This window comes from Pseudomonas sp. 8209 (assembly GCF_028682105.1).
GTDB lineage: Bacteria > Pseudomonadota > Gammaproteobacteria > Pseudomonadales > Pseudomonadaceae > Aquipseudomonas > Aquipseudomonas palmensis.
Map to the genome: position 1 here is coordinate 35872 of NZ_JANIAH010000007.1, position 15088 is coordinate 50959.

General features: G+C 66.4%; 8 protein-coding genes and 1 pseudogene. 7 read left to right on the forward strand and 2 right to left on the reverse strand.

Annotation, left to right across the window (positions count from 1 at the left end):
• Nucleotides 1–52: 52 nt before the first annotated feature.
• Both NP552_RS16510 and NP552_RS16515 read right to left on the reverse strand, forming a co-directional pair.
• Entirely contained in the window at nt 53–1999 is a 1947-nt protein-coding gene (locus NP552_RS16510; protein ID WP_078481087.1) for a DNA topoisomerase III, read from the reverse strand.
• Between the two features lie 123 nt (nt 2000–2122).
• The gene (locus tag NP552_RS16515; protein ID WP_054916502.1) at nt 2123–3400 is read right to left on the reverse strand and encodes a bifunctional O-acetylhomoserine aminocarboxypropyltransferase/cysteine synthase; all 1278 of its coding nucleotides are present in this window, start codon (nt 3398–3400) and stop codon (nt 2123–2125) included.
• 140 nt (nt 3401–3540) lie between these two features.
• Between NP552_RS16515 and NP552_RS16520 the strand changes: the two genes are divergently transcribed.
• The 7 genes and pseudogenes from NP552_RS16520 to NP552_RS16545 all read left to right on the forward strand — a co-directional run bounded on the left by NP552_RS16520 (nt 3541) and on the right by NP552_RS16545 (nt 15067).
• Nucleotides 3541–5304: a S8/S53 family peptidase gene (locus NP552_RS16520; protein WP_274096922.1), complete on the forward strand. Its 1764-nt coding sequence runs from the start codon at nt 3541–3543 to the stop codon at nt 5302–5304.
• 179 nt (nt 5305–5483) lie between these two features.
• Nucleotides 5484–6953 (forward strand): SulP family inorganic anion transporter, encoded by a 1470-nt coding sequence (locus NP552_RS16525; RefSeq protein ID WP_043861106.1) that lies wholly within the window; start codon nt 5484–5486, stop codon nt 6951–6953.
• Nucleotides 6954–7117: 164 nt separating this feature from the next.
• Nucleotides 7118–7921: a putative bifunctional diguanylate cyclase/phosphodiesterase gene (locus tag NP552_RS16530; RefSeq protein ID WP_274096923.1), complete on the forward strand. Its 804-nt coding sequence runs from the start codon at nt 7118–7120 to the stop codon at nt 7919–7921.
• A 201-nt stretch (nt 7922–8122) separates the two neighbouring features.
• Nucleotides 8123–8890, forward strand: a pseudogene (locus NP552_RS26085) (MCP four helix bundle domain-containing protein); the annotation flags it as partial.
• Nucleotides 8891–8959: 69 nt separating this feature from the next.
• A complete protein-coding gene (locus tag NP552_RS26090; RefSeq protein ID WP_404702909.1) occupies nt 8960–9748 on the forward strand; it encodes a methyl-accepting chemotaxis protein in 789 nt (262 codons plus the stop codon).
• Nucleotides 9749–9887: 139 nt separating this feature from the next.
• Entirely contained in the window at nt 9888–12689 is a 2802-nt protein-coding gene (locus NP552_RS16540) for an ATP-binding protein (RefSeq protein ID WP_274096924.1), read from the forward strand.
• A gap of 5 nt (nt 12690–12694) precedes the next feature.
• Nucleotides 12695–15067, forward strand: coding sequence for an ATP-binding protein (locus NP552_RS16545; protein WP_274096925.1), 2373 nt, complete (start codon nt 12695–12697; stop codon nt 15065–15067).
• Nucleotides 15068–15088: the final 21 nt, after the last annotated feature.

The following is a 15088-nucleotide window of genomic DNA, read 5'->3' on the forward strand; positions in this document are numbered from 1 at the left end:
GTCGGTGGTTTCTGTAGGGGCCGGCCTTGCCGGCGAAGCAGCCGGCACGGGCCTAAGCCCCGGTTTTTTTCGCTTTGGTGGCACGGGGTCGCTTGCCGGCCGTGGCGCTGCTCTTGCGCTTCTTCTTCCACGGCGCGCCGCCGCGCCCGGCCGGCACCGGCGGCCCTGAAATGCGCAGGCTCATGCCCGAGCAGCGCTCCACCTGCTTGCTCATCCACGCCGACTGCTTGGCCACGAACGCTTCCAGGCTCATTTCGCCGCTCTGCACCATGTCCAGCGCCTGCTCCCAGATCGCCGTGGTGCCAGGGTCGGCAATCGCCCTTGGCACCGCGTCGATCAGGCTGAACGCCGCCGGCGTGGCCGACAGCGCCTTGCCCTGCTTGACCAGGTAGCCCCGGTCGAGCAGGCCCTGGATGATCCCGGCGCGGGTCGCTTCGGTGCCGATGCCGGTGGTGTCCTTGAGCTTCTGTTTAAGGCGCGGGTCGTCCACCAGCTTGGCGACGTTCTTCATCGCCTTGATCAGGTCGCCTTCGGTGAAGGGCTTGGGCGGTTGGGTCCACAGGTCCTTGAGGTTGACCCCGGCCACCTCGCACAGCTGACCCTCGTGCAATGCCGGCAGCACTTGCGCCACCGGCGCCTCGCGGCCCTTGGGCGGGGTCAGGGCTTCGGGCAGCGCGCGCCGCCAGCCCGGCTCGACGATCTGCTTGCCCACCGCACGCAGCGCCTGCCCGGCGCAATCGAAGTCGGCCTGGGTGCGGTCGTATTCATGGTTGGGCAGAAACTGCGCCAGGTAACGTGCCCGAATCAGCACGTACACCGACTTGTGCTTGGGCGGCAGGCGCGCCGGGTCGCGCGCGGCGGCGGTGGGGATGATGCCGTGGTGGGCGCTGACCTTGGCGTCGTTCCACGCGCGTGAGCGGCGTTGCGCCTGCAGGTGCGGCTGCAAGGGCGCCAGGCTCGGGTCGGCGCGCCCCAGCGCGGCAAGAATCGCCGGCGCCTCGGCGTGCTGGCTCAGGGGCAGGTAGCCACAGTCGCTGCGCGGGTAGGTGATGACCTTGTGGGTTTCGTACAGCGCCTGGGCGATGTCGAGGGTTTCCTGGGCGCCCAGGCCGAATTTCTTCGAGCACAGCTCCTGCAGGGTGCCCAGGTCGAAGGGCAGCGGCGCTGCCTCGCGCACGCGCTCGGTGGTCAGCGTCAAAAGGCGCGCCATGGACGTCGCCTGGATGGCCGCAGCCGCCTGCTGCGCGAACGCCTGGTTCAGGCAGCGGCCCTGGTCGTCGCACAGCTCGTCGGGCGCACGCCACTGGGCATTGAACACCTCGCCGGCGCTGCGCAACTGCACATCGATGGCCCAGAACGGCACCGGCACGAAATCGGCGATGCTGCGGTCGCGGTCCACCACCAGGCGCAGTGTCGGGGTTTGCACCCGGCCCACCGGCAACACGCCCTGATAGCCGGACTGGCGGCCGAGCAGGGTGAACAGCCGGCTCATGTTCATGCCGATCAGCCAGTCGGCACGCGAGCGGCCCAGGGCCGAGTGGTACAGGTTGAAGGTGGCGGCGCCGGGCCTGAGGGCGGCCAGGGCCTTGCGGATCGAGGCGTCGTCCAGCGCCGACAGCCACAGGCGCTGGATCGGCCCGCGATAGCGGCAGTGCTCCACCAGCTCGCGGGCGATCATTTCGCCCTCGCGGTCGGCGTCGGTGGCAATCACCAGTTCGGCCGCCTCGCCGAGCAGGCGCTTGACCGCCTTGAACTGGGCGGCCGTCCTGGGTTTTACCAGCATTTTCCATTGCGCCGGGATGATCGGCAGGTCGGCCAGCGACCAGCGCTTGTAGCGGGCATCGTAGGCGTCGGGCGGGGCGGTTTCGAGCAGGTGGCCGATGCACCAGGTCACCGTGACACCCGTGCCGACCCAGCAACCGTCGCCGCGGCGGCTGGCGCCAAGGACCTTGGCGATGTCCTTGGCCTGGGAGGGTTTTTCGCAGAGGTACAGGCGCATGGCCGAGTGAGCTCTTGGTCGGGCTGTGATGGGCCCTAGAATGCGCAGGATTGGCGATGCAGGCAAGGTTTATCTGTATGGATATACAGATGAATGTGTAGCGCTTGCCTGCCCGCCGATGCCTCAGCCGCGCGACGCTTCCAGTGCCTGGGCCAGGTCGGCCAGGATGTCGTCGCTGTGTTCGATGCCGATCGACAGGCGCACCATGTCACGCGGCACGCCGGCCTTTTCCAGCTCTTCGTCGTTCAACTGGCGATGGGTGGTGGAGGCCGGGTGGCAGGCCAGCGACTTGGCATCGCCGATGTTCACCAGGCGCACCACCAGCTTGAGTGCGTCGATGAAGCGTGCACCGGCCTCCTGGCCGCCCTTGATCCCGAACGACAGGATCGACGCCGGCTTGCCCTCGGTGTAGCGCAGCGCCAGCGCGTGCTCGGGGTGGTCCGGCAGGCCGGCGTACTTGACCCACGCCACCTGCTCGTGACCCTGCAGGTAGTGGGCCACCTTCAGGGCGTTCTCGGTGTGACGCTCCATGCGCAGGGCCAGGGTCTCCAGCCCCTGCAGGATCAGGAAGGCGTTGAACGGCGACAGCGCCGCGCCGGTGTTGCGCAGCGGCACCACGCGGCAGCGCCCGATGAACGCCGCCGGGCCGAAGGCCTCGGTGTAGGTCACGCCGTGGTAGGACGGGTCGGGGGTGTTGAGCAGGGCGAAGCGCTGCTTGTGGTCGGCCCACGGGAAGTTGCCCGAGTCGATCACGATGCCGCCGATGCTGGTGCCGTGGCCGCCGATGTACTTGGTCAGCGAGTGCACCACCACGTCGGCGCCGTGCTCGAACGGGCGGCACAGGATCGGCGTGGCCACGGTGTTGTCGACGATCAGCGGCACGCCATGGCGGTGCGCGGCATCGGCCAGCGCGCGCAGGTCGACGATGTTGCCGGCCGGGTTGCCGATCGACTCGCAGAACACCGCCTTGGTCTTGTCGTCGATCAGCGCCTCGAGGGCGGCGATGTCGTCATGGGCGGCGAAGCGGGTCTGGATGCCGAAGCGCGGCAGGGTATGGGCCAGCAGGTTGTAGGTGCCGCCATACAGCTTGGCCACCGAGACGATGTTGTCGCCGGCCTCTGCCACGGTCTGGATGGCGTAGGTGATCGCCGCCATGCCCGAGGCCACCGCCAGTGCGCCCACGCCGCCTTCCAGCGCGGCCATGCGCTGTTCCAGCACATCGTTGGTGGGGTTCATGATGCGGCTGTAGATGTTGCCGGCCACCTTGAGGTCGAACAGGTCGGCACCATGCTGGGTGTCATCGAAGGCGAACGAGGTGGTCTGGTAGATCGGCACCGCAACCGCTTTGGTGGTCGGATCGGGGCTGAAGCCCGCATGGATCGCCAAGGTTTCCAGCTTCATGATGCAGTCGTTCCTTGAAAGTCGTGGAGGCCGAAGCATGCGCGGCGCGCAAACGCGGGGTCAAGCCTTGCCCCGCTGAACGATGACCTGCGCCAGCCGGTCGGATGGTCATTGCCTGCCACCCTGCAACGGAGTCGCCCATGCTGCCCCACCTGTTTGCACCCGGTTTCGCCCTGCTGGCCCTGGCCAGCACCCTGGCCATCGCCGCCGAGCCCTTGCGCATCACCGGCCTGCAGCGCTGTGGCGATGTGCTGAGCGCGGTGCAGCAGCAGTGGTGCGTGAGCACCCGCGGCCTGGCGCAGGGCACGCCCGGGGTGCATCTGGACGGGCACGTGCTGCCCGCCGCCCGTGTCACCCGCGATGGCGATACGCTGCGCCTGAACCTCGATACGGCGCGGTTGGACAGCGGCCCGTTGTGGCTGCAGGACGCGGGCGGCCAGGCCAGCAACCCGGTGTGGCTGTCGCTCAAGGCCAGCCATGTGGTGCCCGCCGGGCCGGGCGAGGTGGCGAAGAACATGGACGGCCTGACCACCTATGTCGACCTGGTCAGCCTGCTGATCGAAGAGCGCCACGACGGCCTGCAGGAGGCCCGGCGCCTGGCCGACAAGTACGGCGCCAAGGTGGTGGGGGCGATCGCGCCGCTGAACGTCTACCAGCTGCGCCTGCCGGTCAGTGACCTGGTGCAGCGCGATGCCATGGTGCTGCGCCTGGGCAGCGAGGTCAGCGTGGACGCCGTGGTGATCGAGGAGTCCGCGCCGGAAAAGGGCGAGGAGCGCGAATCCGCAGATGCGCAGGCCCGGCCCGGCGGCGAGGAGTGGGCCGCCAACCGTTTCATGGACGCGGTCAACTTCTACCAGCGGCGCATCCCTGCCCGCGATGCGGCGGTACCGGTCAGCCCGGTTCGCATCGGCGTGATCGAGCGCGACGTGGATTTCGACGCCCCCGATTTCGCCGATTACCTGGGCCCGTGCCGCGGCGAGCGACCACGCACCTGCCTGTACGCGCGTGACGCCGACAAGCCCGACGGGCATGGCAGCACGGTGGCCGGGGTGCTCGCCGCGCGCTGGGAGCAGGGCGGCAATACCGGTTTTCTGCGCGGGCTCGACCCGGCCAGCCCCGGCTTCGAGGTGATCGTGGAGCGCAATTCCGACGCCGGCATCACCGCCAACATCGCCGCCTCGGTCAACCTGGTGGAGGACGGCGTGCGGGTGCTGAACTGGAGCTGGGGCATCCACCGGGTGGGGGCGAAGAACGTCGAGGGCGACGAGGTCGACTCGCTGGTGCGCTCGGGCCTGGCCATGAGCGGCTATGAAGAGCTGCTGGAGGAGTTCTTCCTGTGGCTGCGCAAGGAGCACCAGGACGTGGTGGTGATCAACTCGGCGGGCAATGGCGCGTCGTACTCGGGTACCGACGAGTACCGCCTGCCGTCCTCGTTCGTCACCGAGCAGTTGCTGGTGGTGGGCGGGCACCAGCGCAGCGAGCGCCCGGTGGCGGTGGATGATCCGGCCTATGTGGTCAAGCGCGCCGCCTCCAACATCGATGCGCGCGTGGACATCACCGCCGCCGCCTGCGTGCAGGCGTCCACTGTGCAGGCCGACCAGCGCGGCGAGGTGCACTGCGGTACCTCCTATGCCACGCCGATGGTGGCCGGGGTGGTGGCGGCCATGCTCTCGATCAACCCGCGCCTGCAGCCCGAGCAACTGCGCCTGTTGCTGCGCCGCAGCGCCATGACCCTGGGCGGCGAGGGCGACTTCGAGCCGATGGACGCCGAAGACCTGACCGCGCCGATCCTGCCGTCCGAGCGCAACTACCAGCTCAATGACAAGGACGTCGGCCGCTCGGCGCGGCTGGACATGCACAAGGCCCTGGACCTGGCGGTGCAGAGCCGCGACCGGGTGCGATGAGGGTGTCCCCTTCATCGCGGGTCAAGCCCGCTCCCACAGGCTCTGCACAGTCCTGTGGGAGCGGGCTTGCCCCGCGATGGCTGCGACGCCGTTTGTGTTTGAGGTAAGCTAGCCAACCTTTTGCACCCCCTCGATGCCCTGTCACCCCCGCAGGCGATGCCCTGCCGATTGGAACCCCGATGCAGCCCACACGCAAACCCTTCCGACTCGCCCCCGTGCGCGCCGACGTGCTCGCCGGCCTCACCACCGCCTTCGCCCTGGTGCCCGAGTGCATCGCCTTCGCCCTGGTTGCGCACCTCAACCCGCTGATGGGCCTGTACGGCGCCTTCATCATCTGCACCCTGACCGCACTGTTCGGTGGGCGCCCGGGCATGGTTTCCGGCGCCGCCGGCTCGATGGCGGTGGTGATCGTCGCGCTGGTGGTGCAGCACGGCGTGCAATACCTGCTGGCCACGGTGCTGCTGGGCGGGCTGGTGATGCTGCTGTTCGGCCTGCTGCGCCTGGGCAAGCTGGTGCGCCTGGTGCCGTACCCGGTGATGCTCGGCTTCGTCAACGGCCTGGCCATCGTGATTGCCCTGGCCCAGCTCGAACACTTCAAGTCCGGCCAGGCCTGGCTTGCCGGCAATGCGCTGTACCTGATGCTCGGCCTGGTGGCACTGACCATGGCCATCGTCTACGTGCTGCCACGCCTGACCCGCGCCGTGCCGCCGGCGCTGGTGGCGATTCTCGGCGTGGGCCTGCTGGTGTACCTGTTCGACCTGCCCACCCGCACCCTGGGCGACATGGCGCACATTGCCGGCGGCCTGCCGGGCCTGGCCCTGCCCGAGGTGCCATGGACCCTCGACACCCTGCGCATCATCGCGCCATACGCAGTACTGATGGCCATGGTCGGCCTGCTCGAAACCCTGCTCACCCTCAACCTCACCGACGAAATCACCGAGAGCCGCGGCCACCCCGACCGCGAATGCGTGGCGCTGGGCGCGGCCAACATGGTCTCGGGCCTGTGCGGCGGCATGGGCGGCTGCGCGATGATCGGGCAGACCGTGATCAACCTCGGCTCCGGCGGGCGCGGCCGGCTGTCGGGCGTCGTGGCCGGGGTGATGATCCTGATGTTCGTGCTGTTTCTCGCGCCGCTGATCGAGCGCATTCCGCTGGCGGCACTGGTGGGGGTGATGTTCGTGGTGGCGCAGCAGACCTTCGCCTGGGCATCGCTGCGGGTGCTGCACAAGGTGCCGGTGAACGACGTGCTGACCATCGTGGCGGTCACCGTGGTCACGGTGTTCACCGACCTGGCGGCTGCCGTGATGTTCGGCATCATCATCGCCGCCCTGAACTTTGCCTGGCAGCAGGCCCGCGAGCTGTACGCCGACAGCGACGTGCACGCCGACGGCAGCAAGCTGTACCGCGTGCACGGCACCCTGTTCTTTGCGTCGGTCACCACCTTTCTGAACCAGTTCACCCCGGCCGACGACCCGGCCGAGGTGACCCTGGACTGCGCCCACCTGCGGGTGGTCGACTACTCGGCGATCGCTGCCATCAAGACCCTGCGCGAGCGCTATGCCAAGGCCGGCAAGCACCTGCGCGTGGTGCACCTGACCGAGCGCTGCAAGCAACTGCTCAGGCGTGCGGGGGAGCAGCACACCGCCTGAGCCCACGCGCATTTTTAAGGATCTGCTGATGGTCCGCGCTGCGGCATGTGCCTGAACATTGGCCTGTCACGGGAGTGACGTTCTCTGACGGCAAGCCTGTTGATTGGAGGAGTCTTTCGAAGCGGTGGATGGGCTATGGCACGCCTGCGTGGGAGGGGTGAGTGATGAATCAGTCGGCGCTTTGCGTGGTCTCGACGCCCGTCGCGAGTACGTCGTTGCAGTCGGACCTCGGAAGGGCCCTGGAGCGGGATCAGTTCGAACTGCATTATCAACCGCTCTACCGCGTCGATCAGGGTCGCCCCTACATCGCGGGTGTCGAGGCGCTGCTGCGCTGGCGATCTGCCGGGCAACTGGTGCCGCCGCTGGCGTTCATCCCCACCCTTGAAGCCACCGGGCAGATCGTACCGGTTGGCGAGTGGGTGCTGCAGCGCGCCTGTCGACAGGTCCGCGACTGGCAACTGGCCGGGCAGGGGCAGCTGCACTGTTCGGTCAACGTCTCCAGCCTGCAGCTGGAGCAGGTCGGCTTCGCCGCCTCGGTGCGGCGCGTTCTGCAGGCCTGCGGGCTGCCGCCGGCGAGCCTGATCCTGGAAATCACCGAAAGCCAGTGGGTCAGCGACAGTGCCCAGGTCAAGGCCTGCCTCGATGAACTGGTGAGCATGGGCGTGCGGCTGGCGCTGGATGATTTCGGCACCGGCTACTCAGCCCTGAGTTGCCTGCTGCGTTTTCCATTGAGCATCCTCAAGGTCGACAGGAGCTTCGTCAGCGGCCAGCCCCAGAGCGGCAAGCTGCACGCGATCTGTCGTGCAATCATCGGGCTGGGGTGCGAGCTGGGCTTCGAAGTGGTTGCCGAAGGCGTCGAGGAGGCTGACCACCTGGACTTCATCGTGGGCCAGGGCTGCCATTACGCGCAGGGTTACCTGCTCAGTCGGCCCTTGCCGCCGACGGAGTTGCAACGCCTGTTCAACTAGCGGCTGCCACCGCCACGCAAGGGCGCCTTGCCGCTCGGAGTGTGGGCGTACCTCGATCGCCGATCATCGGAGGGCGGTGTGCAGGCCCGTTTTCAGGCTTGCCTGATAGGCTATTTCAAACGCCCTCATTAAAGTCCCCACCAGCAACGACGCGGAGTCGGGTGCCTCCGATTTTCTGCTTGTTTCTATGAGGGATTGAACATGCTGCTTAGAAATTTCAGGCTGGGCCATCGAGCAATACTGGTGTTTTTCGTATTGAACGTGCTGGTCATTGTCCTGGGTGTGGTTTCCATCATGCAAATGGGCCGAGTGCGTGCCGCTGCCCTGGAAATCGAGAAGAACTGGATGGAAAGTGTGCGCCAGGGAGGCGCGATCGACGCGCTGGTGCTGCGCCTGCGGCTTGAAAGCTATCGCCTCCTCAGTACCGATGACCCAGCGATCAGGAAGATGTCCATCGAGACCATCACCGGCGCACGCAGCGAGCTCGACAAGGCGGTCACCGACTATCGTCACCAGGTGTCCAGCCCGGACGAACAAGCGGCCTACGACGATGTCAAGACAGGGATCGCCAACTACATAGGGCAGCTGGACAGCTTTCTGGAACGGGTGCAGGCCGACCACGCCGCCGAAGCCACCGAGTACCTCAACCAGACGACTCGGCCGCTGGCGAACAGCCTGCAGGTCGTTATCGGCAAGATGATGGACATCAACCGCGAAGGTGCCCGCCAATCGGGGATCGAGTCCGAGGCCATCTATCAGAGCTCGGTGAAGACCGTGATCGTGATCATCAGCGTGGTCGTGGTGTTGAGCATCCTGATGGGGGTTCTGTTTGCGCGCAGCATCACCGTACCGTTGCTGGCGGTGCTGGGGATCAACCAGCGGATTGCCGAAGGCGACCTGCGCAGTGTCGTGCCGATGTCCGGCAAGGACGAGCTGACCGACCTGATGGCCTCGACCGCGAGCATGCAGGCCAGCCTGCGTGACACCATTCGTCTGATGGGCGACTCGTCGAACCAGTTGGCCGCAGCGGCCGAACAGATGCATTCGGTGGCCGAGGAATCGAGCCGCGGGCTGCAGCAGCAGAGCGATGAAATCGAACAGGCCGCCACCGCCGTGAACGAGATGACGGTTGCGGTCGAAGAGGTGGCGCGCAACGCAGCCTCCGCGTCGGAAGTCACCCAGCAATCCGCCAGTTCGACCCGCACCGGTTCCGAGCGGGTGACCCAGGCGGTTGTCGCCATCCAGAACCTGACAACGATTGTCGAGTCCACCAGCGGGGAAGTCGAAGGCCTTGCGAACAGGGCACAGAACATCAGCAAGGTGCTGGACGTGATTCGCGCGATTGCCGAGCAGACCAACCTGCTGGCCCTCAATGCTGCCATCGAGGCTGCCAGGGCCGGTGACCAGGGGCGCGGGTTCGCTGTGGTGGCCGACGAGGTGAGGGCACTGGCCCACCGTACCCAGGAGTCCACCAAGGAAATCGAGACCATGATCGCCGACATCCAGGCGGGGGCCGAGCAGGCGGTAACGGCGATGTCGCAAAGCCGCGTCAATGCCCAGGACACCCTGGGGATCGCGCAGGAAGCCGGCGCCGCACTGGATGCGATTGCCCGTTCGATCACCGAGATCAACGACCGCAACTTCCTGATTGCAACCGCTTCCGAAGAGCAGGCGCAGGTGGCACGTTCGGTGGACCACAACCTGGTGAGCATTCGCGATCACTCGGTGCAGACCTCCGACGGCGCCAGCCAGACGGCCACTGCAAGCAACGAGCTGTCCAGGCTGGCGATTGCCATGGCCGACCTGACCCGGCGCTTCACCACGTGAAACCGCGCCCGTGCCCCAGCCACGGCATGCGCATTCGCGGCGGTACATCGAGCTGAGCCAAGCGCCCTGGCTGTGCTGGGGCGCATTTTTAAGGCTTGCCTGATAGTGCTGCGCAGCAAAGGGCACTTAAGCTGGCGCCATGAAATTGAAGCATTTCCTGCAACCCACCGACTCGTTCTTCTCCACCCCCAAGGCCGTGCGCCGGCTGCTGCGATTGTTCGCCCAGTTACTGGTGCTGGGCATGGTGGTGGGTGCGATCATTTCCCTGAGCTCGATTCTCAGGAACGAAGTTTCCCGTCGTCAGGGGCTCATGAGCGATGCCATCGCCAATGCACGGGTGTTCTTCACCCAGCGCGAGGCGCTGCTCAAGAGCCTCGCGCTGTCGGCGGTGGCGAAGCCACCTGGGCAACAGTTCGCGGTGGCGCAGCAGGTCGGCCACCGACAGCCCGGTGACGACCTCCGCTGGGACCTGCAGTTGTCCGGGCGCATGGTGGATTTCCTCACCACAAACCGCATCAACCTGCTGTACGTCGCCGATCAGGTGGCGGCCCGCGTGGTGTACCTGAACCGCACGGTCAGCTTCGATACGCCGATCCCTGGCGCGGTGCTGAGCCGCCTGCAGCGTATTGATCCCACCCTGCCCGAGGCGGACCAGGCGGTCTGGCTCAGCGATCAGCAGGCGTCGACGCCGCGGCTGTATCTGTTCGTGCGGGTGGATTTCCACCAGCCCCGATCGGGCTGGCTCGGCATGGAGATGGATGCCAGCGACGTGGCCAGCACGCTGCACGATGACGCGGCAGGGCAGTTCATGATGCTCAACCCCAGAGGCGATGTGATGATGCGCAGCGTGTCGAGCGTGTACCCGTCGCTGCCCTTGCCGAAGCTGGAGACAGGCCATGACTTCGGCTTCTCCGGGGAAGGCTTCTGGCCCGACCAGCTGGTGATGCGCAAGAAGCTGGGCTACTCGGATTGGAAGCTGTTCTATGCCATTGGGCTGGAGGCCTTGCTCAAGGTGTTGTGGTGGCCGTTGCTGGCTGCCAGCGCCCTGATCCTGCTGATCGGCGTGCTGGTGGGGCGCCTGGTGACGCGCGTCGAACGGCGCCTGATCACCCCGGCAACCCAGCGCATCGATGCACTGATCGAAAGTGAAGCGTTCAACCGCGCGATCATCCAGACCGCCCCGGTGGCGCTGTGCGTGCTGCGCCGCGCGGATGGCCAGGTGGTACTGGAGAACACCTTGTCGCAGCAGTGGCTGGGCGAGTGCAAGGAGCGCGAGCGCCTGTGCCACGGCTGGATCGAACAAGCCTTCAGCGACCGCGAAATCGTCCAGTCCGACGAGTTCCAGGCTGGCGACGGTCGCCACCTGCACCTGAGTTTCGTGCGCACCCGCTACAACGGCGAGGATGTGCTGTTCTGCGCCTTCAGCGATATCAGTACGCGCAAGCAGGCCGAGGCCGCGATGACCATGGCCAAGCAGATGGCCGATGCCGCCAATGAAGCCAAGACACTGTTCCTGGCGACCATGAGTCACGAGATACGCACGCCGTTGTATGGCGTGCTCGGAACCCTGGAGCTGCTGGCCCGTACCGAGCTGAGGGGGCCGCAGAAAGACTACCTGCACGCCATCGAGAGTTCCTCGGCAGCGCTGCTCAACCTGGTGTGCGATGTTCTCGATGTGGCCAAGATCGAAGCCGGTCAGTTGGCCCTGGAGGCCAGCGAGTTCTCGCCGCTGGAGCTGATCCACGACGTGACCCAGAGCTACGCCGGTGCTGCGCGCAGCAAGGGGTTGTATCTGTATGCCTTCGTCGACCCGCACATGCCGGCGCTGTTGCGCGGCGACATAACGCGCATCCGCCAGGTGCTGAACAACCTGCTCAACAATGCGGTGAAGTTCACCGAGAGCGGGCAGATCGTACTGCGTGCCAAGGTCGGCTCGATGACCGAGGAACGGGCCGACATCCTCTGGCAGGTCAGCGACAGCGGCCCGGGCATTGCCCCGGACGACCAGGCCTTGCTGTTCGAGCCGTTCTACCAGTCCTCGACCAAGACCAACGTGGTGCCCGGCACCGGCCTGGGCCTGTCCATCTGCCAGCGCCTGGCCGCCTTGATGAACGGCAGCATCCGCGTGGTCAGCGCCGTGGGCCTGGGCAGCAGCTTTACCTTGAGCATTCCGCTGGGGCGCTCGTACCCGATGCCGGCGAGCGACACGCCGCGCCTGGCCGACGAGATGATCTACGTGCATTCCCCGGTGCTGGAAATGGCCGAATACGTCAGTGGCTGGCTGCGGCGCTGGGGCGCGCAGACCCATATGGGGCTGCCACCCGAGATCCAGGCCGCGCATGACGTGCTGCTGGTGGAGGCCCACCCGCACACCGCGCACCCCGTCCTGCTGGAGTGGAGCGGGCCGCGTGTAGTGATTTGCCCGCAGGAGTGCGAGCCGCCGTCGCAGCAACGCTACTGGCGGGTCAAGCTCAACGACCTGAACGGGCTGCTGGCGGCCGTCAGCCAGGCCCAGGGCATCGCCCCCCCGGCGCCTGGCCGGATCGAGCACGAGATCACCCGGCAACTGGACCTGAGGGTACTGGTCGCCGAAGACAATGTGATCAACCAGCTGATCGTCAAGGACCAGCTGGAAGAGCTGGGGTGCAGCGTGGGCCTGGCCCGCGATGGGCATGAGGCCCTGGCGCTGTGGCAGAACGAGGTGTTCGACGTGGTGCTCACCGACATCAACATGCCGCGCATGAATGGCTATGACCTGGCCAAGGCCCTTCGTCGTCAAGGCTGCGTGGTGCCCATCATCGGTGCCACGGCCAATGCCATGCGCGACGAGGGCGATCGGTGCCTGGCGGTAGGCATGCAGCAGCTGCTGGTCAAACCCTTCGGCCTCGGTGCGCTGTTCACCTGCCTGCAGCACTGCCAGCGTGAAGAGAGGCGAGAGTGACGTCGTTGGCCAGAAGCTCCCTACGCCTCGGTATCGGCTTGCTGCTTGGCATTGCCCTGATCTTCCTGCTGGCGATGACCCACGAGCAATGGGCAGCGCAGTACTGCGTCGATTGCGTCAGCTTCATCCGTGGGGCGAATTTACCGCTGCTGCGCATCGTGCTGGCATTCGCGTTGCTCAGTGCCCTGCTGGGGTGGCTGTACTACCACTATCGCCGGCAGGTCATCGCGCCGGCTCGCCAGGCCCGGAGCGAGCTGCTCGACAGCCAGGCGTTCAGCCTGGCGGTGATCGAAAGTGCACCTGCCGGGCTGATTGTCATCCGCCTGCACGACCTCCAGGTGGTGGTGGAGAATCAGCGTGCCAAGGACAGTCGCGAAGTGGCGCAGTCCATCGTCGAGATGGCGCGCCAACCCGGCATCGAACTGTGCGGCGAGGCGAGCATGGTGCTGCAGGGTCGCTGTTTCCGGCTCAGTTTCTCCTCGACCCGCTACCAGGACCAGCAGGTTCTGCTGTGCGCGTTCACCGACGTCACCGAACACCTGGAACGCGCGGTGGCCTTGAGCCAGGCCAAGTCCATGGCCGACAAGGCCAGTGAAGCCAAGACCCTCTTCCTGGCGACCATGAGCCACGAGATCCGCACCCCGCTGTACGGCGTATTGGGCACCCTGGAGCTGCTCGGCCTGACCGGCCTCGACCAGCGCCAGATGGATTACCTCAGCATCATCCAGCGCTCGTCCTCGACATTGTTGCAACTGATCAGCGATGTGCTGGACGTGTCCAGGATCGAGTCGGGTCAACTCACCCTTGAGTCGGTGGCCTTTTCGCCATTGGGCCTGATCGAGGACGTGATGTCCGCGCACATCGCCAACGCGCGTGCAAAGGGCCTGCAGATCTATGCCTGCGTGGCACCGGAAATACCCGACCAGCTGGTAGGGGACGAGGTGCGCATCTGGCAGATCCTCAACAACCTGCTGGGCAATGCGATCAAGTTCACCGACATCGGGCGGGTTGTGCTGCGCTGTCGCGTGGCCAGGGGCGAAGGGCAAGACATCATGCTGGAACTCCAGGTCACCGACACCGGCATCGGCATTTCCCCGGAGCAGCAGCTGCACCTGTTCGAGCCGTTCTACCAGGCCCGCGCGAGCAACCTTGTCAGCGGCACCGGGCTTGGCCTGTCGATCTGCAGCCGCTTCAGTGCGTTGATGGGCGGCGAGGTTAAGGTGGTCAGCGAACAGGGGTTGGGCAGCAGTTTCACGCTACGCCTGCCGTTCGTGCTGCCGGACACGCCGTTGCCGGCAGAACCTGGCATCGACCTCGGCGGCGTGCAGGTGTACGTGCGTGCGCCCGTGCTGGAGCTGGCCGAGAACATCGGCAGCTGGCTGCTGCGCTGGCATGCCACGGTTACGGTGCTCAGCGCCGCGCAGCACGAGGTGCACAGCGGGGCGCTGCTGGTCGAGGTACTGGGCAACGGCAAGTGGCTGCCGGACTGGAACGGCCGGCGCCTGTTGTGCGACTACGACGGCCCGCAGGTTCCCGAGCCGATGGAGGCGGGCTGGCGCGTCAGCGCCAATCATGTGCGGGCGATTGCCGGCGCCGTGCTGATGGAAAAGAACGGCGTCACCGAGCCCGCGCCGCCTGGCGCACCCCCTGCCTTGCCGGCGCTTGGCCTGCAGGTGCTGGTGGCCGAGGACAACCTGATCAACCAGGCCATTCTCAAGGAACAACTCGAAGCCCTGGGCTGCACCGTGGAACTGGCCAGCGATGGCCAGCAGGCGCTGCAGCAGTGGCGCAAGTACCGCTTCGACGTGCTGCTGACCGATGTCAACATGCCGGTCATGAACGGCTACGAGTTGGCGCGCGCGATACGCCTGCAGAACGCCAAGGCGCCGATCATCGGCGTTACCGCCAATGCCATGCGCGACGAGGGCGAGCGTTGCCAGGCAGCGGGCATGACCTGCTGGGTGGTCAAGCCGCTGAGCCTGACCACCTTGCGCAACCTGCTGCTCAATGTCACCCCGGCGCTGGCGCACGAGGAGGCCGGGCGCCAGCCGTCGCTAGAGCTGTCGGTGCAGTTGGCCGAGGCGGAGTCATCGGCAGCGGGCATCGTGTTGTCGCCGGCCATGCGCGACCTGTTTTTGAGTACCATGGAGAAGGACATCCGCGCCATTCGCCTGGCCCTGGCGGCCGGCGAGCAAACCGACGTCCTGCACAAAGTGCATGGTGTCAGTGGCGCACTGTCGGTGGTGCAGGCGCACGCGCTGGCCAGGCTGTTCGGTGAGCTTGAGCACCGCCTGCGCGCGCCCAGCCTGCAGCTCACCTTGATTGACGATATTCACCAGGCGCTCGACCGGCTCTGCGACTTGATGAGGTCGGTATGACCCGGGCCGAGACTTGCCACA

Coding starts and splice junctions, on each gene's coding strand:
- NP552_RS16515 (WP_054916502.1), bottom strand. CDS start 3,400: ATGAAGCTGGAAACCTTGGCGATCCATGCGGGCTTCAGCCCCGATCCG.
- NP552_RS16530 (WP_274096923.1), top strand. CDS start 7,118: ATGAATCAGTCGGCGCTTTGCGTGGTCTCGACGCCCGTCGCGAGTACG.
- NP552_RS16510 (WP_078481087.1), bottom strand. CDS start 1,999: ATGCGCCTGTACCTCTGCGAAAAACCCTCCCAGGCCAAGGACATCGCC.
- NP552_RS16525 (WP_043861106.1), top strand. CDS start 5,484: ATGCAGCCCACACGCAAACCCTTCCGACTCGCCCCCGTGCGCGCCGAC.
- NP552_RS26090 (WP_404702909.1), top strand. CDS start 8,960: ATGCATTCGGTGGCCGAGGAATCGAGCCGCGGGCTGCAGCAGCAGAGC.
- NP552_RS16540 (WP_274096924.1), top strand. CDS start 9,888: ATGAAATTGAAGCATTTCCTGCAACCCACCGACTCGTTCTTCTCCACC.
- NP552_RS16520 (WP_274096922.1), top strand. CDS start 3,541: ATGCTGCCCCACCTGTTTGCACCCGGTTTCGCCCTGCTGGCCCTGGCC.